At 42.6% G+C, this 20465-nt stretch carries 21 protein-coding genes; 6 read left to right on the forward strand and 15 right to left on the reverse strand.

What is annotated here, in order from left to right; all coding sequences use genetic code 11:
* Positions 1-494: 494 nt before the first annotated feature.
* From MKY99_RS16810 to MKY99_RS16835, 6 genes are all read right to left on the reverse strand, one after another.
* Positions 495-1052, reverse strand: a complete 558-nt coding sequence (locus tag MKY99_RS16810) for an outer spore coat protein CotE (RefSeq protein ID WP_036687755.1) — start codon at positions 1050-1052, stop codon at positions 495-497.
* Positions 1053-1277: 225 nt separating this feature from the next.
* Positions 1278-2300: an HD-GYP domain-containing protein gene (locus MKY99_RS16815; RefSeq protein ID WP_081393013.1), complete on the reverse strand. Its 1023-nt coding sequence runs from the start codon at positions 2298-2300 to the stop codon at positions 1278-1280.
* Between the two features lie 165 nt (positions 2301-2465).
* Positions 2466-3452, reverse strand: coding sequence for an aromatic acid exporter family protein (locus MKY99_RS16820; protein WP_042188904.1), 987 nt, complete (start codon positions 3450-3452; stop codon positions 2466-2468).
* A gap of 96 nt (positions 3453-3548) precedes the next feature.
* Positions 3549-4385: an ABC transporter permease gene (locus MKY99_RS16825; RefSeq protein ID WP_042188906.1), complete on the reverse strand. Its 837-nt coding sequence runs from the start codon at positions 4383-4385 to the stop codon at positions 3549-3551.
* On the reverse strand, positions 4385-5161 hold the full coding sequence (locus tag MKY99_RS16830) for an ABC transporter ATP-binding protein (RefSeq protein ID WP_339265134.1): 777 nt from the start codon (positions 5159-5161) through the stop codon (positions 4385-4387). The genes MKY99_RS16825 and MKY99_RS16830 overlap by 1 nt, the downstream gene beginning before the upstream one ends.
* Before the next feature lie 52 nt (positions 5162-5213).
* A complete protein-coding gene (locus tag MKY99_RS16835) occupies positions 5214-6236 on the reverse strand; it encodes an ABC transporter substrate-binding protein (protein ID WP_076283503.1) in 1023 nt (340 codons plus the stop codon).
* Positions 6237-6509: 273 nt separating this feature from the next.
* Here MKY99_RS16835 and MKY99_RS16840 point away from each other — a divergent pair, with 273 nt between their 5' ends.
* Positions 6510-8204, forward strand: a complete 1695-nt coding sequence (locus tag MKY99_RS16840; RefSeq protein ID WP_339265137.1) for an alpha-amylase family glycosyl hydrolase — start codon at positions 6510-6512, stop codon at positions 8202-8204.
* Here MKY99_RS16840 and MKY99_RS16845 read toward each other — a convergent pair.
* Positions 8191-8844: a hypothetical protein gene (locus tag MKY99_RS16845; protein WP_339265139.1), complete on the reverse strand. Its 654-nt coding sequence runs from the start codon at positions 8842-8844 to the stop codon at positions 8191-8193. The genes MKY99_RS16840 and MKY99_RS16845 overlap by 14 nt on opposite strands.
* 157 nt (positions 8845-9001) lie before the next feature.
* Between MKY99_RS16845 and MKY99_RS16850 the strand changes: the two genes are divergently transcribed.
* The gene (locus tag MKY99_RS16850; RefSeq protein WP_042128392.1) at positions 9002-9241 is read left to right on the forward strand and encodes a hypothetical protein; all 240 of its coding nucleotides are present in this window, start codon (positions 9002-9004) and stop codon (positions 9239-9241) included.
* Between the two features lie 496 nt (positions 9242-9737).
* Complete coding sequence (locus MKY99_RS16855; RefSeq protein WP_042188917.1) at positions 9738-10364, forward strand: FMN-dependent NADH-azoreductase; 627 nt, start codon at positions 9738-9740, stop codon at positions 10362-10364.
* A 119-nt stretch (positions 10365-10483) separates the two neighbouring features.
* Here MKY99_RS16855 and rsgA read toward each other — a convergent pair whose 3' ends face one another.
* The 4 genes from rsgA to MKY99_RS16875 form a co-directional block, all read right to left on the reverse strand.
* On the reverse strand, positions 10484-11575 hold the full coding sequence (rsgA, locus tag MKY99_RS16860; RefSeq protein WP_339265141.1) for a ribosome small subunit-dependent GTPase A: 1092 nt from the start codon (positions 11573-11575) through the stop codon (positions 10484-10486).
* Positions 11576-12071: 496 nt separating this feature from the next.
* Positions 12072-12743 carry an HAD family hydrolase gene (locus tag MKY99_RS16865; protein ID WP_339265143.1) on the reverse strand — a complete coding sequence of 224 codons (672 nt, stop codon included), beginning with the start codon at positions 12741-12743 and terminating at the stop codon, positions 12072-12074.
* 161 nt (positions 12744-12904) lie between these two features.
* Entirely contained in the window at positions 12905-13360 is a 456-nt protein-coding gene (locus MKY99_RS16870) for a DUF3939 domain-containing protein (RefSeq protein ID WP_042188923.1), read from the reverse strand.
* 121 nt (positions 13361-13481) lie between these two features.
* Positions 13482-14078, reverse strand: a complete 597-nt coding sequence (locus MKY99_RS16875) for a metalloregulator ArsR/SmtB family transcription factor (protein ID WP_042188925.1) — start codon at positions 14076-14078, stop codon at positions 13482-13484.
* 180 nt (positions 14079-14258) lie between these two features.
* On the opposite strand from MKY99_RS16875, the gene MKY99_RS16880 reads away from it, so the two are divergent.
* A complete protein-coding gene (locus MKY99_RS16880; protein WP_339265146.1) occupies positions 14259-15263 on the forward strand; it encodes a YpdA family putative bacillithiol disulfide reductase in 1005 nt (334 codons plus the stop codon).
* A gap of 1 nt (position 15264) precedes the next feature.
* On the forward strand, positions 15265-15708 hold the full coding sequence (locus MKY99_RS16885) for a DUF441 domain-containing protein (protein ID WP_042188929.1): 444 nt from the start codon (positions 15265-15267) through the stop codon (positions 15706-15708).
* Between the two features lie 77 nt (positions 15709-15785).
* Here the strand turns inward: MKY99_RS16885 and MKY99_RS16890 are convergent, their stop codons facing one another.
* The 3 genes from MKY99_RS16890 to MKY99_RS16900 form a co-directional block, all read right to left on the reverse strand.
* Entirely contained in the window at positions 15786-16724 is a 939-nt protein-coding gene (locus MKY99_RS16890) for a DUF4179 domain-containing protein (protein WP_149647276.1), read from the reverse strand.
* Positions 16717-17235 (reverse strand): sigma-70 family RNA polymerase sigma factor, encoded by a 519-nt coding sequence (locus MKY99_RS16895; protein ID WP_042194048.1) that lies wholly within the window; start codon positions 17233-17235, stop codon positions 16717-16719. The genes MKY99_RS16890 and MKY99_RS16895 overlap by 8 nt, the downstream gene beginning before the upstream one ends.
* A 133-nt stretch (positions 17236-17368) precedes the next feature.
* The gene (locus tag MKY99_RS16900; protein WP_042188932.1) at positions 17369-19117 is read right to left on the reverse strand and encodes an ABC transporter ATP-binding protein; all 1749 of its coding nucleotides are present in this window, start codon (positions 19115-19117) and stop codon (positions 17369-17371) included.
* 124 nt (positions 19118-19241) lie between these two features.
* Between MKY99_RS16900 and MKY99_RS16905 the strand changes: the two genes are divergently transcribed.
* The gene (locus MKY99_RS16905) at positions 19242-19757 is read left to right on the forward strand and encodes a hypothetical protein (protein WP_042128412.1); all 516 of its coding nucleotides are present in this window, start codon (positions 19242-19244) and stop codon (positions 19755-19757) included.
* Positions 19758-19832: 75 nt separating this feature from the next.
* On the opposite strand, the gene MKY99_RS16910 is transcribed toward MKY99_RS16905, so the two are convergent.
* On the reverse strand, positions 19833-20150 hold the full coding sequence (locus tag MKY99_RS16910) for a HesB/YadR/YfhF family protein (protein WP_042188934.1): 318 nt from the start codon (positions 20148-20150) through the stop codon (positions 19833-19835).
* Positions 20151-20465: the final 315 nt, after the last annotated feature.

Consider the following 20465-nt stretch of genomic DNA (forward strand, 5'->3'; position numbering starts at 1 on the left):
TTGTGGAGTGATCTGCAGAACGCTCAAATTATACACGAGTATGTTATAGCACTGTTTATGGGCCTTATCGGAAGGCAGAGTATCATATGTATCTTCTAAGCGATTTCTTTCACCAGAGGTCTGGTTTCTCCGCAGAGATGCTTCTGAGCCCTTCATTCGCAACAGTTCCTGCTTACTAGACGAAGTGAGCATCGCTTCAATCCCGCTCCGAAATAATCTGGACTCTCTCTGTGCTGATGACAATCCCGAATACACCTTAAACCCCTCATTCATTCTCCTGCCCCTCCATCCATCGCAGCCCAAGATTGAAAGCCCTGCAGTAGCACTTCTTGCCCATTCATACGAACCAGGTTGTTCTTAATCCACTCAGGTTCCATTTTTAATTCTAAAAATAAATAAAAAAAAGGAGGGCATTCGCCCTCTACGCCGCCGCCCTCCCTACATATAATGGACCATAACCCATCAGTACTCAGTTAACGGCGGCGTATCCTTCCTTACAGTTCATCATCCAGATTGTCAGGGTCTAGATCATCGTAATCGAAGCTATCACCTTCAAAATCATAATCCTTGTCTTCTGGATCATCGCTTTGCTCAGTGACATACACACGGACTTTGGTCTCAGCCACCAACTCCACTTCGAATTCGCGCTCTACGCGAAGTGTCACACTGCCTCCGCCTGGCGATACGCCCGCTTCTACACAGTTGGGTTCCTGCGTTGCCTCCGCAGAGACCTCAACGGTAGAAGTGCGGTGTCTCGTGTCCAGGTAGGAGAGCGGAATGAGCTCCACATAGGAGACCGTTTCTTTAGCTACCTCGGTCTGCTTGTTCTTGTCGTACGAGTACCAGATGTTTACATCGTAAGTACCAATTACTTCGATTCCGTTCCCGGCGGCAACCGCTTCGTACTGGTGGTTGATAATCCAAGCCCCCAGAATACTAGTCGGGTGATGTGGCGGAGTCACGGTATGGGTTGCTGTAGAGAACTTACGACCTTTGCCGCAAATTGCCTTCGTAATGATCTCCCTTGTTTGACGTTTATGGCTTAATGACATCTTTAAACCTCCTCCATACAATCATTCACTATCAAGTGTATGCAGGTTCTAGGCATTTGTTGATTGTTAGTCTATAAATAAATTTGAGTAAGCCCTCCAGAGGGTCTTATCAGAAGACTTATAGTTCATTTTATTTCAAAATTTGTACAGATATGAGTAGATTATAAAAATGGTCCAGCCTGATACATATCCATTCTGAACGTTAAAAAAACCTTATAAAGCCCGCTATTGCGGGATTACGCGCACAATTCCAATAGATCTATGTTTGCTCAGGTCAATAAAATCGTCATCAATATTCACGAGGGGACGCAGTGGATCAGTAGCAAGAATCATAATGATTTTTCCTGTCCGTCCATCTGTCAATTCCACTTCATTCCCTATCATTGACTGCATTAACTTATTAATAAAGACTCTACAAATATAAGGGTCAAGCTTGCCAAATACGTTTTCCTCCATCTGCAGCAACACTTCATAAAGAGGTGAAGCTTTACGATAAAACCGGTCGGATGTCATCGCATGGAACACGTCTGCTACTGCAACAATTTTACTGAAATCAGTGATCCGATTCCCAAGTACGCCGAATGGATAACCACTGCCGTCCATTCTTTCATGATGCTGCAGGGCGACGAGCGCTTGCAAATGATTGGTTCCAATAGTGTCCCGGATCATCTCGTATCCATAGGTCGTATGCTTTTTCATAAGCTGATACTCCTCAGCGGTCAACGGGCCCGGCCGGGTTAATAATTCATCCGGAATCCTCATTTTTCCGATATCATGAAGGGTCGCTGCGATCGTCAGCATACTCAAATCCTCAGGCTTTAATTTTAGCCATTTACCTAGCAACGTAGATAAAATACCAACCGCTACATTATGTCTGTATGTATAATCATCCTTGGACTGCAGTGCAGCCAATACGCCGTAGAAGTCATTCTTTTCGCTTACCTGCTGAATAAACGGAATGACTTCATTTCTAACTTCAAGCATAGGAATTCGTTTGTTTTTGTTATGACGAAGCTGTTCAAAAATATTTTCTATCGCAGCTGTGCAATCATCGATTGCAAGTTGGAAAAATTCCGCGCTATCCAGCTGTACGACGTCATGAGACTCTAGGGTGATCTTATGTTGATTGATTAATCGTATATGCTCAGCACTTAATAAAGTCAATGCGGGTAAAACAAATACTCCTTTGTCATTAAAAAGGTTAGCTATAAGCTGTTTTCCTATAAATGATTCCATAACTTTGTCCATACGCCTCACCTGCCAATGCGGAAAATTCGACTACCGAACTTCCTGCTATTATTTGAACTCACCATAAAATCGTTAATCATATCCTGTGATCAACTTTTAGCTCATACATATCTTATCGTGATTTTGACAGAGATAGTTAATACTTCAGTTTATTAAAGCCTCAATTTAAGCCTTATTTCGAATCTTCAAACGTTTCTCCGGCTTGTAACTGACCGGGATTTTATGCCGCTTAGCGATCTTTAAATAAAGTGCCAGTTCCCTGCATAACTGAAGAATAGCTGAGCGCACTTCAAATTCCTCACGTGTCTCTGGCAGATCCATTTCTTCAAATTCTCTTGTTAGTTCGTCCAGTAAATGTTCAGTTCGTCCAGTATATTCTTCCGCAAGCACATCCCCGCTAAGCTGGTCAAATAACTCAGCAACCATCTCCCCATGCGGTAAATGGCGATACACTTGAGAAAGCAGCTGCATCATACTTTGAATCGATTCCAGTTGCTCCTTCCGCATGTAGAAATAAACATTCCATGCTTCATCAGGATGAATAACATGATTCTCCATCTCACGGGTAGCTGCCGTTAATCCCCGCTGCACTGTATTATCTGCGTCAATTAATTCTTTGCCGTCCCAAATATACGCAGGATCTCGAAGCGTTCGGGCCATTTGGGTAAAAATAACCGAAAAATAGCGATCCACTTCCTTACGGATTCCATAAATGACCCCACCAGTCTGAGGCATGTAAATCAAGTTTACCAGCCCTGCTGAACCGAGCCCAATAGCCAGAAGCTCTATTTGCTGCAACAGGACATGGAGCGATAGTTCAGCTTGTCCAAACACGCGAAACACGATAACCGAGCTGGTGACAATTCCTTCTTTGTAGCCAGACTTTACAATCATCGGAAAGCCCACGAGTACATACAGCCCGAGCACCCAGTAATGGAACCCTAGAAGCCAGAATAGGATGCAGCCAAAAAAGAGTCCCACGAGCGAGGCTAAAAAACGAGCCGTTATCGTTCGGAAACTCCTTTTCAAAGTAACCTCTACACCCAAAATTGCCAGCAAGCCTGCACTCTGCGCATTAGGTATACCCACTGCAGACGCAACTAGTACGGATAATAACGTAGCTGCTGCTGTTTTTATCACACGAAATCCCATAAGCCTTATCTCTCCTTACAAGCACTAACCCAATAAATAGGTAAAGATATAGACATGTTACAAGATTTTGTGTACGGACACAATATTACATAAGGTTCATCGCCGGGATAACAGCCGCTTCTCAAGATATACCACTAATTGATACATTGCTGTAGCCACGGCCGCGATAATCAAAAGACTGGACATCACTAGCGTGAAATTAAAGACCTGGAAACCATAAATAATCAGATAACCCAGACCCGATTTAGCGACCAGGAACTCCCCTACGATAACTCCTACCCATGACATCCCCACATTCACCTTTAAGGTGGAGACCACCGTCGGGAACGAGGCTGGAAGAATTACTTTAAAGAACACCTGAACTCTAGAAGCTCCGAAGGAACGAACCACCTTGACCAGATTCGGATCCACACTGCAAAAACTATTGTACACAACAAGCGTCGTTATAATCACCGTTATAGATAAAGTAGTAACAACGATAGCAGTGAATCCGGCTCCGAACATGACGATAAAAATCGGCCCCAGCGCCACCTTCGGCATACTGTTAAATACGACCATATACGGATCAAGCACTGCTGATAAAAAAGGAGACCACCAAATGATCACAGCAAGAAGTGTCCCTAATAGCGTTCCTAGTACAAAGCCTACCGCAGTCTCACCTACCGTCATCCCCAGATGCGGCCACAAGCTTCCACTGACCATATCTCCCCAGATCTGCCGGAAGATTTTTGTGGGATAGCTGAATAATAACTCATCAATCCAGCCCATTCTTGCGCCAGCTTCCCAGAGAACAAAAAACAGCAGTAACAGGCTGCTCCTTACAACAATCACCTGATTGCGCCAGCGGTGCTTCGTTTTTTTATAATCGCCATGCAATTGTTGTAGCCACTGTTCACGGGAAGCTAATAACCCCGATTGCTCCGTATGCTTCATTAGCTTTCCCTCCCTGCAATCTCCATCTCTTTCCATATTTCATGAAAAAGCTCCGAAAAGCCTGGCTGATCACGTGCAAATAGCGGAGGTGCTGACCGGATTTGCTCTGGCACTGAAAATACTTTTCGGATCTTCCCTGGATTTCGTTGTAGAAGAATAACACTGCTGCTTACCGCAATGGCCTCAGATAGATCATGAGTAACTAATATTGCAGTTGTCCCCCTGCTGCGTAAGGTCTCAGAGACCAAATCTTCCAGCTGTAATTTGATCTGGTAATCAAGTGCCGAGAACGGCTCGTCTAGTAGAAGGAGTCCAGGATTCGTTGCCAAGGTGCGTACCAGAGCCACTCTCTGCCGCATCCCACCTGATAACTGAGTAGGAAGGGCGTGCTCTTTGCCCTCTAAGCCCATCTCTCGAAGCAGCTCCAACGTCCGCTTTCTGCTCTCCTCGTTCAAGTTTCCAGTCAGCTCTAGTCCTAGAATGGCATTATCCAGAATACTCCGCCAAGGAAAAAGATAATCCTGCTGCAGCATATACCCAACCTCTGGTGAGGGTCCCATAATGGGCTCTCCATTTACGAACACTTCGCCTTGAGATGGCTGCAGCAGTCCTGCAATAATCGATAGAAGAGTCGTCTTACCGCAACCACTTGGTCCGACTAAGCTAACGAACTCTCCTTGCTCGACATTAAGGTTCAGGTCCTCAACGGCCAGTGAAGCTTCACGGTCGCCAAGATAGGCATGCGTTACTCCCTTTAATTGCACTACTGGAAGCATTGTCAGCCCCTCCTTCAATTTACACATCTTATTTAGGATCTTTGGTTCTCTCTTATTTTGAAGTGCTGCTCGTTATGCTCTTCTCAGCTTTCTCAGCAAAACTGTTATTCACTATTTTGTCAGCGGGAACGCGTTCTTTAAGCTCACCAGCATTATCAATCACATCAAGCAAATTGTTCCATTCTTCTTGATCTATAATTGGATTAACCGCATAGGTATCCTGTTCCTTATAACGTTTGACTGCAGAAACCACGATATCTTTATCTGTCTTATCAAAATAAGTCATTATCGCATCCGCAATTTCTTCAGGGCTATGTTCCTTCACCCAAAGCTGAGCACGCTGGATCGCATTTGTGAACTTCTGTACCGTGTCTCCATTTTTACTAATATAGCTGTTCTTAGACATAAACACGGTGTACGGTAAATAGCCGCTTTCCACACCAAACGAAGCCACTACTGCCCCTCGGTTCTCACGTTCAAAGATTGAAGCCTGTGGTTCAAACAGCTGCACATAATCGCCTGTACCTGAAGCAAAAGCACCGGCAATATTAGCAAAGTCAATATTTTGGATCAAGGTAATGTCTTTGGTAGGATCTATTCCTTTTTTAGATAAAGTAAACGCACCTGCCATTTGTGGCATTCCGCCTTTTCTTTGCCCCAGGAAGGTAGAACCCTTCACTTTATCCCAGTTAAACGCTCCGTCAGCTTTACGGGCAAACAGGAACGTTCCATCCCTCTGAGTCAGCTGTGCAAAATTAATGACCGGATCATCCGAACCCTGTTGATACACATAAATGGAGGTTTCAGAACCTACCAATGCAACATCGATGGCACCTGAGAGGAGTGCAGTCATGGTTTTATCTCCACCGGGGATCGTCTGTAGCTCTACGTCAAGTCCTTCGTCTTTAAAGAAATTTTGTGATAAGGCAACATATTCGGGTGCATAAAAGACAGAACGGGTGACTTCACCAATCTTCACCTTTACCAACTCTGACTTTCCGCCGCAACCGGCAAGCACTGAAAAGCATAAAGTAATGATCATGAGCGACAATGACAGCTTTTTCCTAATCTTCATTCTTCATTCTCCTTTCTTACCGGGTCCTTCGCCCTTGCTTAAAGCATATGCAGATGCCTATGAAAAGGTTAAAACCTCCAATAACCTAGGGAAATCCAAGAATAACCATGATACTAGCGACTTTTATTGAAGGAATGGATAAATATCGTTTAATTTGCTGTTTTTGTATCTGTGCAAACGTTTTACCCATGGGGATGCATTCGAGTACTATAGGAAATAAAGCGCTTTCCATTTCTAGAATTAGAAAATTTGCAATAGAAGGAGTTATTACATATGTATAAAGGTGTTACATTCAAAACCAAAAAAATCACAATATGCTCTCTGGTGGGCATCAGTCTAACGACATTACTGCTGTCCGGTTGTTCTGGTAATCAAAGCAACAAAACATCCATTGCCACGCCCTCCCCTAAAGCAGACTCCATTCAGAGCACCGCTACACCTCAAGCATTGATAAATAAGACGGATGAACAACCTTCCGCTGTTTATTATGAATTATTTGTTCGTTCCTTCTATGATTCAGACGGCGATGGCATTGGAGATCTAAAAGGGATCACCCAAAAGCTGGATTACTTAAATGATGGGAATCCTGAAACCACGACTGATTTGGGGATTGGCGGGATTTGGCTCATGCCCATCAACCCATCACCAAGCTATCATGGATATGATGTAACCGATTATCGTGCAATTAATCCTGATTATGGGACGATTGAGGATATGCAGGAGCTAATTAAAGAAGCACATAAACGAGGAATAAAAATAATTATGGATTTGGTTGTGAATCATACCTCCAAAGAACACCCATGGTTCGTAGACTCGGCTAAAAACAGTGACAGCAAATATCGCGATTGGTACGTCTGGGCTGAAGATCAAGGTCGTCCCGCAAATGGAGCCAGCGCTGCTGGCGGTGGCAGTGCGTGGCATTCTATACTTGGCAGTCATTATCTAGGCGGATTTTGGGAAGGCATGCCTGATCTGAATTTCGATAATACAGAAGTTCGTACTGAAATGAAGGACATCGGAAAATTTTGGCTGGAGCAAGGTGTGGATGGCTTCCGACTAGATGCTGCGAAGCATATCTACGAAGATCTTTTGAGTGATAAAAGTGAGGCTACTACCGCTAAAAATGTATCCTGGTGGCAGGAGTTCCGCAAGGCTATGAATGAAGTAAATCCAGAGGCATATATAGTTGGCGAGGTCTGGGAGAATTCTGCTGTCACTGTCGGAGCTTATTTAGATCAAGCTTTTAATTCAAGCTTTAACTTTGGCTTAGCAGAAACACTGGTGAACTCTGTAAAAACTGAAAAAGACAGCGGAACGGCCTTTACGCTGGAACGAACCTATAAATTGTATTCCAAAATATCCGCTAACCAATTTACCGATGCTACTTTCTTGACGAATCATGATCAAAACAGAGTCATGAGTCAATTAGACAATAACCCGAATCATGCAAAAATGGCAGCAGCCCTACTATTAACTTTGCCTGGGAATCCTTTTATCTATTATGGTGAAGAAATTGGAATGCGCGGTGTGAAGCCAGATGAAGGACTTCGAGAGCCTATGAGATGGAGTGCAGCTGATCAAGGAGAGGGGCAGACTACTTGGGAGGCCGGAAGTAATAATGCGGGTGCGATAAACGTTGATGTTGAGAGCCAGCTGAATGACAGTGGTTCAATGCTAGAAAGATATCGCGAGCTTATTTCGCTAAGAAATGAGATTCCTGCGCTCCGGGATGGCGGAATCCGTGACTTTGCTTCTGGCAATCCCGGGGTTATGGCTTACGAACGACTAACAACACAGGATCAGGTGCTCGTCGTTCATAACCTTACTGGAGAAGAACAAACTATTGTACTACAACCCAATGTCGAGGGTTTCTCTTACTCCAAGATCCTAAAGACGATTGCTGTCAAATCGATCTTGAATTCAGATCAACTTACCCTCCCTCCTTATTCAACTGCTATTGTGGAGTGAGAAATGCGGAAGAATGTAACACCCACTTTGTTACTGACCCACATAATTGAGCTTTTGTAATCGGGAGGGCTATAAGCCAGTCTTTGGATGGATCACTGCTCATTCGTAACAACCAGCCACTGGAATGATCGCCTAAGAAGCGTGCTTTCTGGAAGCTCCATCCACTGTCACTGGACGTACAGAGTCGTAATTCTCCTTCCGCCATGAAGCACTTCATTACCCGTGCTAGTTGGATGGAATGTACATCATCCCCTGTCTCTGCTGCTAAACAATCTGAGAGCATTTGCAGCGTGGATGAGCATGAGCTTTTTTTCAGCTCCTCAAATTTTCTTTTTGACATTAGTAATGCCGGAATCCCGTGATTAAAGAGCTCCTTCATGTTCTCACATTCGAACAGCTGAAGACAAAAGCTCTCCGTTTCACTTTCATCCTTTAATTCATAGGGCAGGGTTTCCGGGTTACTATTGCAGATTACTAGTATCCGGTCTTTATGTATTTGCAGACACAGATCCTTCATTTCCTCCTTCTCTTTATATTTCAATCTACAGATCCGTTCTGCGTTTAAACCTGTATGTAACTGATCCAGAACTGCTTGCCCCATTACTTCATCTGGAAATAAAAAATGCGTTAAATCGGCCAATCCATTGTCATTCACATCATTGTATCCTTCCTGTATTTCATATATATGTATATTAATCTAACAATCTTTATGTTATCATAAGCTAATTTTAAGGTAAAATTAAGAAACAAAGGGTATTATCATTAACATGAAATACTTTTAGCGAGGTGTCTTCAAAATGAGAATGCTCATCACATTTCAGAACAAACTTGTACCTGTGTATTTCACAACAGAAAATAAACAGCCCACTCAAAAAGTACTTAGATTACTTAACAGTACGTTGGAGCTCAAAATTCAAAAGGGCAAGAATGCTATCCAGAAATGCCTGAATTCATTAATTAGTATCGAAATTAAAGGCTCTGAGGCTATATTGCACAGTTATAGTGAGAATGATTCATTGGCGCTATCCCTCTATTAATAGAGGGGTAGTTTTTTTGTAAAGTTTCTTTTATCCTTTGGCAGACAAAACAGCAAGTCTCTGAAAGAGACTTGCTGTTTTTAAGTTTTGCAGCTTTAGTAATGAATGATTACACCAGTATGGGACAATATCAGCTAATCTTATAGTTCTTATTCTCTGCTTTTTCAGCTTTCTGTATTCGAAGTTTAAAGAGTCTCACTAAATTTTGGCGTGTATGCTCTTCGTGACAGCTATCCAATTTCTTAATGATAAACCGATCAATGGACATGTCCATCGCTCCTTTTAATTCATTCAGATCCTTATGAATATAGGGAATATTTTCCTGTTTCCTTGTAAGTTTATTAACCGGGATTTCTATTTTTCAAACTCTTGTTCCTTTATAAAATACTCTTTCCCCACCAAAAAAAATCACAAAAAAATAATTTACAAACAAAAAAATACATGCTATATTATTTATAGTTAATATTAAATACACACATCCAAGGGAGCAATCATAATGTCTAATGTTTTATTTATCAAAGCAAACAACCGTCCAGCAGAACAATCCGTAAGTGTTAAGCTTTACAATGAATTTTTGGAGAACTACAAACTTAACAATCCAGAAGATGAAATCACTGAACTTGATTTGTTCGCAGAGCAACTTCCTTACTACGACAATACCCTGATCACTGGTATGTACAAAGCTGCTCAAGGTTACGAACTAACAGCTGAAGAAGCAGCAGGTGCTGCTGTAGTTAATAAATATCTGGAACAGTTTATCGCTGCTGATAAAGTAGTATTCGGTTTCCCACTGTGGAACATGACTGTACCAGCTGTATTGCATACTTATGTCGATTACCTTTGCCAAGCTGGCAAAACATTCTCTTACACTGCTGAAGGTCCAGTTGGTCTTTTGACAGGTAAAAAAGCAATCGTACTGAACGCTAGAGGTGGCATTTATTCCGAAGGTCCTGCAGCAAGTGCTGAAATGGCTGTAAACTTCATCGTTGGTAACCTTAACCTTTGGGGTATCAAAGATATTACTCAAGTAATCATCGAAGGTCACAACCAACTTCCTGCACAATCCGCTGAAATTATTGAGAACGGATTGCAATTGGCTAAGGAAACTGCAGCATCGTTCTAATATAATCTATAAGAGAATTTAATAAAAAAGGGTGACCCTGAGCTCAGGGTCACCCTTTTTTTGACTATCTAGCCTATTGGAACACTACTCTTGGCTCCGTCGCTGTCTATAAAGTTCTTCTAATACTCATCAAGTTCTTTACGCCAACCGTACCCTCTAGTCCTTGTCGAATGAACTTTAGAAGAAGCTGCAGTTTTTCTCTTGAGCTTCACCTCTTTGGTGCTCTGGTACAACAGCTCCCGCTGTGTCTTTCGGTAGTTCAGCAGTCTCTTCTCTTCGAGCTCACCGTTATGAACCGCTTCAAGTACCGCACAGCCCTCCTCACGTTCATGTCTACAGTTACTAAACCGACATGCAGCAGCTAAGCTGCTAATATCACTGAACGCCAGATCTAATCCACCCTCATCTTCCCACAGCTGCAGCTCACGCATCCCTGGTGTGTCTACTATGATTCCTCCGTCCGGCATAATAAACAGTTCACGGTGGGTAGTGGTATGACGTCCACGGCTATCTCCTTCTCTTACATCCTGTGTAAGCTGAAGATTCTTTCCACATAACCAGTTGACCATCGTAGATTTGCCGCAGCCTGATGAGCCCGTTAGAGCTACTGTCTGTCCACTCCCAATGTAAGGCAGCAACTTCTCACGGCCATTATCTTGCAGTGCACTAACCGCATGAACAGGCACACCTGGAGCGGCGCTTTCCATTTCGGCAATTTTACTCTCTGCATCTAGGCAAAGATCTGCTTTGGTCAGTAGAATGACTGGATTAGCCCCGCTGTTCCAAGCCATGATTAAGTATCTCTCCATCCGCCGAACATTAAAGTCATCATTCAAAGCACTGACCAGAAATAAAGTGTCTACATTCGAGGCAACAATCTGCTCCTCTTGTGTGTTACCAGCTACCTTGCGGGAGATGACACTATGCCGAGGCAATATCCCATGTAAAATCGCATGTTCGCCACCATCCTGCATTGAAAGAGCCACCCAGTCGCCGATCGCAGGAAAATCACCAGAAGCGACAAACGTATGTCTCAGCTTGCCTGATAGCTCCCCCCATGTTTCTCCCAAATCAGTCATCACCCTATACTTACTGCCAAAATCGCCTACAATTCTTCCGGGAACAAGCCGTTTATCCTCCGTCTCCTTCCACTGTTCATCCCATTTTGAACTCCAATTTTCATTCCAACCATATTGCTGTATGTTAGTCATTTGAATCCTCCTAAAGATCTGTTTAAGTTTTTGTTTTTATTTACCATGTACTGCTAGCATTTTCCGAGAACACAAAAAGCCGTCGGAATTTAAGACTCCGGCGGCGGTCACACTTCATGAACTCCTCTAGGACGAAAAGGACAAAAAGTGTACACAGAATCAGGAAAATGTCTCATCCTAAAAACAAGGATAAGTTCATTTTCCCGTGCGATATATAGAGAAATAGACAATTAACTACAATTCCTATCGATTCTATATACGCAAAAAAGCCGCCGGACCCAATACGGTTCCCGCGGCTCTAATAAGCGTAATAGAGCTTACCTGCTAAACTGCACGAATAACTTATTCGGCAGCCGCTGTTCCCGGAAGACACGTATCCACAACAGTTGAGTTCATTACATTTAAAACTGTCATAAAACATCGTCTCCTTCCGAAATAAGATGCTGTTATCATAAACGGCGCTGCCGTATAATGTCAACTATAAATTTTGATAAAATTACAAAATGGACTTAAGCTCATTCAACTCGTAGATTATCTTCCAAGGTTGTATGTCCAATTGCTCGTCCCAGGCATGTTTTCTTTGAAGCCAAATGCCTTGTAGCCCTGCTTTCCCTGCACCCCAGATATCATTCACCGGGTGATCTCCAATAAACAATGTCTGATCCGCAGTAACTCCCAATCTGTCTAATGCAAGTTGATAAATCTTAGGATCAGGCTTAGCGATTTCTACTTCTCCAGAAATGACAATAGCCTTGAAGTACTCTCGCAAGGCAAGGGTATCAATTTTGGTGTTCTGGATATCTACTTTGCCGTTGGTAACCAGACCAAGTATATAACCGCGCTCTTTGCAGTACTTCAGAACGTCCACAGCATCCTTCATCGTAGCACCATGATTGATATAACTTGCATCATAATATGCACGAATATGTTCAGCCGTAACTGGTGTTTCCCAAGGCAGTACCTCGCTTAGCTCTACGAAGAATCCGTCCTTATCACGGTAACCATCAGCATCTCTGTGAATCATATCTTCTACTACCTTCTGCGCATCTTCAGCTTCCAAATGTCCTAGAAAATCCTGAACAAACTGAGTACTAAAACTGCGAAATGTATGGTCACGATCCATTAAAGTATTATCCAAATCAAATAATACGGCTTGTACTTCTTTCATCAAGCGATTCCCCTTATATGCTGTTGATTTTCAGAATTGAACTTTCAGTAATCTATTGTACTATGCCTTTGGAGACAATGAAAAGACCATTCTGTAAAAAGGAACAGCTGTCTCCCCTTTTACCGAACAGTCTTTATAGGCTTTTTATTTGATTTATTCATTTACTCAAAATGCTCCGCTCGATGTGTCAGCATCATTTCCTCTTCCGTGATATACAGTGGGAAAGGAGGGGTCTCTTTGAGATAGCTTTCTGTGGCTAGCAATCGATAATGGACTTCAGGTAACCAAGCATCTTCAACAAGTGGCAGCTGACCTGTATCACTGATGTAATTGTCGACAGCGGACTGAACCATATCAAGGTAATACGGAACTAGCTTATCTTGTTCCTCGAAAACTTCATACGTCTCACGTGACATATAGAAATTCTGGTCTGGAACTCCACCTAAATATCGTTGTAGTCGGCTCAAATCTATTCTTTTGTCTTCAAGGATTAAGGCTGTTCTATTAATTAGCGCAGGCATATCTTCTTCAAACTGTCTGATCGCCTGCTTGACTTGATTTAAGGTAACGGTGACGTGATCGGATTGTGATTGTTTTTTTGCGCGTTTGAAAAACATAAGACAAGTCTCCTTTCGAAAAACTATCTTTGTTAACGCTTACAATTCTATTATATTCGAATTCCTCCCTCTTAATCAGCATATTTCCAACAGACACAAATTGTTAACAACTTTATGATCATTATTTGACATCTTCCCAACGTGTCCAAATTTCTTGGGGATTAAGTTCATATTTATCATTCTCACGATACATAAACTGATGCATAATAAATTCACGCCGAATGGTAGCAAAATCTTCATGGAACTGCTTAATAAACTCGTTAATTTCCTTCTCACTATAAACTACCCCTGGCTCTAGCTTCTCAACCATGTACTGAAGTGCGATCAGTTTCTTCTTATATTGTGCCGGGATTTGCCGAAGCCGCCCATCCTTCGAAAAAAAGTTACGCAGCACAGACTCCTTTAGACTATTTTCAGGTGATTTCTCTTCCATATTTCTCGCTCCTTTCGAAAAAATAAACTGAAGTGAAGCCTCAGCGCCACTACTAATGAAATCTGGATTCAACTTAAAATAAACTGTATTTTTGTCACGTCGTTCCTTTATTAGAGCTACTTCACGCAATTTCGCTGCATGATGAGTTACCGTTGGTTGTGATAAATTCAATTTCTCAGCCAGCGCTTGTCCGTGCATTTCTCCTTGTGACAGAAGCAACAATAAACGAAGACGTGTTGGGTCAGCCAAAGCTTTATGATAGTTCACTATTTTTTCTAACTGCATTGGAATCACACTCCTTCACCTTCATAAGCTAGATACACATTAGATATATATCTAATTATATAACAATCAACATTATACTTGCAATGGTTATTGTGTTTAATCTTATGCTTATGGCAAAATGAATGAATTTAGGGTAGGATTTAAAGAAAAGATAGTAACGATCAGGAGGTAACCCACTGTATGAAAGATGTAATTATTATCGGTGCAGGTCCTTGCGGCCTCTCGGCAGCTATCGAATGCCAGCGCCAAGGACTGTCCAGTCTCATTATTGAAAAAAGCTTTATCGTTCACTCCATTTATTTGTATCCAACAAATATGCAATTCTTCAGTACCGCTGAGTTATTAGAAATCGGAGACGTTCCTTTCACCTCGACCAATGATAAACCATACCGCCATGAAGCTCTTGTCTATTACCGCCGGGCTGCGAAGCAGTATGGTCTAGATATCGCCGCTTACGAAGAAGCGTTATCCATTGAGCCTCTGGAAGATGGAACCTATGCTGTACATACGTCCAATATGCGTGGTGAGCATCACACACGAATCACTGCAAATGTCGTTATCGCTACAGGTTATTTTGATCAACCGAATATGATCGGTATTCCAGGGGAAGAACTTCCTAAAGTTACCCACTATTTCGGTGAAGCCCATCCATATACAGGGATGAAAGTTACAGTCATTGGTGGCAGTAATTCCGCGGTAGATGCAGCACTGGAGCTTATGCGCGTTGGAGCTACAGTCGATATGGTCTATCGTGGTGAGAGCATTTCCTCGAATATTAAGCCTTGGGTTCGGCCAATCTTTGAAGGGATGGTACAAAAGGGTAAAATCACTCTACATCTGGAATCACGTGTTACTGAAATTACGGCTAATTCGGTCATCGTTACCAGTCACAATGGAGATAAGAAATCCATAGATAATGATTTCGTCCTTGCTTTAACTGGCTTCCGGCCTAGCCGGGTGCTTCTCACTTCTGCCGGCGTAGTTATGGATGACGATATGGATAAGCCAGCTTTTAATCCTTCAACTATGGAAAGTAATGTTCCAGGTCTTTATGTTGCAGGAGTAATCGCTTCAGGCCGCAATGCGAATGAAGTATTTATTGAGACAGGACGTGGGCATGGTAAACTTATCGCAGATCACATTCTTGCGAAGCGCAGTTCTCACAATAAGGAGTTGAACGTTTAAGATGGACATGACCTCTTTGCTTTTGCTTGGTCTTGCTGCGCTCGGTATTATAAGCAGTAATTCCCCTGTAACAATAGCAATGGTCGTCCTACTACTGCTAAGAGTTCTTGGCCTGCAGCAGACCTTCCCTTGGCTTGAGAAATATGGTTTAACTATCGGGATTATCATTCTTACGATCGGGGTCATGACGCCTTTGGCCAGCGGAAAAATATCGCTGCAGATGGTCGGTCAGTCCTTCCTCCACTGGAAGTCTCTTCTTGCGATTGCGATCGGCATTCTCGTCGCTTATCTTGGTGGGCGCGGAGCCATCCTTATGACCAACCAGCCCACAGTTGTTGCGGGTCTCCTGATCGGAACAGTGATTGGCGTTGCATTGTTCAAGGGTGTCCCTGTAGGACCGCTTATCGCAGCCGGTATTTTGTCGCTCTTGATTGGCAAAATGTAAAAGGTGGAGCAACCATTCAACACAAAAATAGAGCAGCAATTCTCCACTATCGAGAGAATCGCTGCTCTATTTTATTTTTATTCAGCCTGAGAAATGGATTGTGGAATCTCCTGAGACGATCGTTTTTCTACAAACAATAGATCACCAACCCCATGCTCTGTTTGAATTTTTTTCAGTTGGGCCAAAGCTTCTGCTTCTGTATTAAAATACCCAGCTTCCACTAGGAATAATCCCTTCTGATCCTTTAATACGCGCACGTTCTCTAACCCGTATAACATCTCTTCAGCCATACCTTGACTCTCGCCGGAAGGCTCTGAGCTTGTTCTAAGTGAATAGATAGAAGTTCCTTCTTCCACGTCACCCTTCTTATCCTTCAATGTAATCGCCACCTGTGCCGGATCCTTATATTCCTTTACCTCATAAGCAACTGGCTCTTTGAAGGTTACATTGAAACGTATCATCGAGTCATCCAATGTAATTAAAGGATAAGCATCTTGAACATACTTGCTTTCTTTTAATGTCTCAAGATCTTTAACAGCTGAGAAGTTCCTTGCCCCACTCACGGTTACGGTCATTGTATAAGGATTGTCAGTGAATTTTACGTTATAAGAGCTTGCAAGGTCTTGTGTATTGTCCGAATTTGCAAAGTTTAAAATCATTTGATCACTGTTCTTCTGATGTTTCAACGAAATGAAATTGACATCTACTCCATCCTGAATCGTGCCGCCGCCTGCACTTCCATCCGTAAATTTCAATACACTTACCAGCTTACCTAGAACGGGCACTTGATTCATACTATCCGCGAAGGCGGGTACCGTATTTACACCCACTGTAAAAGAAATGATAACTGCTGCTGCAACTGATCCTGTCCATTTTAATCCGCTCATTTTTATTCCTCTTTTCTGTTGTTTATAGCGTTTTCCTCTTTCAATACCTTTTCGAGAAGCTTGTGATAGTTCTTCGGGGATTTCAATATCGTTGTATGCTTTCTGTAAACGTTCAAGTTGATTATCCAAAGTACTCACTCCCCTTCATATTAATTTTTAATTTCCCTAATCCCCGATAGATGACGGTTTTCACTGTACTCTCTGGCATGTCCAATACCCCGGCAATTTCCTTTATGGGCAAGTCTTCAAAATACCTCATCACAATGATCATTCTTGATCTTTTATCAAGGACTCTTAGCGCCTCCTGAAGATCAATGACATCCTCTATGGGTTCTGAAGCGTAGCTGCCTTCGGGATCTTTCTCCATATACACGATTTTTTTAGATTTTCTGATAAAGTCCAAGGCACAATTGACGGCTATTTTTGTGAGCCAAGTTTTAAAATATTGAGGTTGCTGCAGTTTATGAATTGAGATGAACGCTTTATAAACGGTCTCCTGTACAATCTCCAGCGCATCATCCTTATTCCTCACATAGGAGTACGCCATACGGTAAAGACGCTCTTGCATCCCGTCTATCAATGCAGTAAAGCTGTCTTCATCACCCGCTATCGCCTTTTCCTCCAGCTCTGTTGTATTCAAGTTCTCACTACCTTTCATGTTGCTTATATTTTTTAGACGCACGTGATATTCAAAAAGACTCAAATGGATTTAAAAAAATGGCCCTCTCTCCCGAGAAGACCACCTAAGTAATTTATTATAATGTTAGATCTTATCATGTATCCAAATGCTGTACGTTAAACAATCTCGCATAACTTCCGTCCAGTCCCATTAGTTCCTCATGTGTACCACGTTCTGTGATTTCACCATTCTCAAGCACCACGATCTGATCAGCATGTGTAATGGTAGACAGTCTATGCGCAACAATGAGTGTAGTACGTTCCGACGAGAGGGATTGCAGCGCTTGTTGAATTAAATGCTCTGATTCCAGATCCAGTGCTGACGTAGCTTCGTCTAATATAAGAACTTTTGGGTCTTTAAGAAACACCCTTGCTATGGCTACCCGTTGCTTTTGCCCACCGGACAGCTTCACTCCACGTTCTCCCACTTCTGTATCATAGCCTAGCGGCAGCTGCTCAATAAAATCATGCGCATTGGCAGCTCTCGCCGCCGAGAGGACTTGCTCCTCTGTAGCATTAGGATTGCCGAACAAGATATTATCTCGTACAGACCCACTAAATAAGAAATTATCTTGAAGCACCATCCCAACGGCTCTTCGCAAACTCTCCTGCGTCAAACCCTGTATATCCTGACCATCCATCTGGAGACTACCTTTGCTTATGTCATAGAATCGCGGGATCAAGCTTATGAGAGAGGACTTCCCGCCACCACTCATTCCAACAAAAGCGACCGTCTGACCAGGTTTGATACTTAAATTAATATCCTTCAGTACCCAATCATTCTCTTCGTTGTATTTGAACCAAACATTATGAAAATCAATTTCACCACGTGCATTCGTCAGAGGTCTTGCTCCCGGTTTATCCACGATATCATAAGGCTCGTCCAGCAGCTCAAGCACCCGTTCAAGGGAAGCCGAGGCTTGCGTGAGCACTGTCGAGGAATTAATCAATCGACGCAGAGGCGCATACATCCGGTCCAGATAGCCGAAGAAAGCAACAAAGGTTCCCACAGTCAAATTGCCATGAATCACTTGATAACCACCGTATCCGATGACTAGCAGTGGTGCAATATCCGTTAGTGTGTTAATAATCGCGAAGGTAATCGCATTCCAACGAGTTTGAGCCATCGCTTTTTTGAGAAAGTTACCGTTGATATCTTCGAACTGCTTCTGATCCACTTTTTCCATGGTGAAGCTGCGGATGATCGAAATTCCTTGAATCCGTTCATGAAGATAGCCTTGAATGCCAGCCAGAGCCTGTGAACGGTCTTTCGTTAACACCTTAAGTCGTTTATATAGTTTACTTACCGCAAAGGCGTAAAACGGAAGTACAGCGATAGATACTAGCGCCAGCACTGGATTCAAATAAAACATAAAACCAAGCGCAAACACTAGCGTAAATAAATCCAGCCATACATTCATCATTCCGACTTCTACTAAATTTTTGGTCTGTTCCACATCATTTATAAATCTTGAAATCGCTTCGCCCACTTTTGTATTCTGATAATACCGCAACGACAACCGCTGTAAGTGACTGTATAGCTTATTCCGCATATCGAACAATATCTTACTTGTGATCAGCTGTGCAAAATACTGCCGGTAATACTCCACCGGTCCCCTTACAATTACGAATAAAACAAAAGCGCCTCCGAGGATGAGCATCAATTGCGATACCCGCTCCTGGGCACTCATGGCAGGGTTCATCAGCAGATCATCGACTACGTATTTCAGAATCATAGGCAGTGTCAACGGGATGCTGAACTTGATCATACCTATAAAGAGCGTAAACACAATCCATTTCATGTAAGGCCGTACAAAAGTAAAATATGATTTCCATTGCTTCACAGGGATATTCTGTCCTTTCTCTTTGCTGAGTTGCTAAGTACAGTTGACTTTTGCGCTCTACAGTGTTTTTATATTTTTAAGTCCATAAGTACGATAGCAGTACCCGAACTTCAGGAGGATAAAGATGTCTAGACAATTTGTGACGGAAGCCGTCATGATGGCGATTTACGGCCAGCTTCTCATATCGAGCAGCCCTGTAGAATATATAGTGCCTTATACGACCGTGATGGAATTATACGAACTGCGGGACAGTGATGATCCGTTAATGAACCGTCCAGATGATGACAAGCATGTTAAACTCAAGATTGGTGAGCTCATTGCCTATTTTGAAGAGCCACTTAATGCTAAAAAAATCAACCGCTGTCTGGCCGTTCCTTGGGCAAAAAGCTCTGGTATTCTACTAGGCGGACAATCTAAGATTACCATCATTAACAGCATGGATACCGCTGTCTACGGCGAAACGTTTGATCCTATCGAAACGGAGCTTCTATTGTCCTCACAACGTGAGAAGGTGCCTATTCTTACAGATCAATTCGAGCTGATTCAACGCATTATTGAAGGTGGAGTCCCTGTTCAAGTATACGACATTGACGATTTCGATTTTGCTATGGAGGAAGAAACGTTTCGCAATTCGCACTGATTAAATCAACACTAGAAAAAGCCCTGCCTTTTGGCAAGGGCTTTTCACATTAGTAAAAAAACAAAATTAAGACATTTAAACCTGTACTCCGCCAGGCACCGATTTGGCTTCATACTTATATTCAATGTCATCGTCTGCCTCAGAATACACAATAGTTAAGCCGTAACCTTCCATATACCATAAGTCCTGCTCTTCCATGTAGAACACAATACCGTCTTGTTCAACTTGTATTGCCGGACGTCCTGGTGCCTCCGTCCCGATACCCAGTGAGAAACCAGGGTGAAGTCCACCTCCCGAGCTATAGCGGGGAAATAAACGAATATAGTCTCCATTCTTAAGATCCAGTTCTCTTTTAAACCAAGCTGCCGCTGCTTGACTAATTTCCATGTTCATCTCTCTCAGCTCCTTTGTATAGTCTAATCATACTGAAAATGAATCGATATTCAAATACCTTTATACAATTAATGTTTTCCCAAGCTCCTCAAAAATTAGTTTGACAACTTTGCGAAGCGAGTGATAAACTCTGAACATAACTAACGGTCTACTAGTTATTACCAAAAGTTATTATTAAATCAATGAAAGGGGTGAGCGCGGTGTTTACGAAGTTACAGCCATATCAAATAACTATTGTTGGAATTTCCAATCAACCGAATACCGAAGCAGCCCAAGTGGTGAAACCATCCTGAAGTTCCCTGCGAGTGTAATTGA

The sequence above is a fragment of the Paenibacillus sp. FSL R5-0470 genome (genome assembly GCF_037975205.1).
Lineage (GTDB): Bacteria > Bacillota > Bacilli > Paenibacillales > Paenibacillaceae > Paenibacillus_AQ.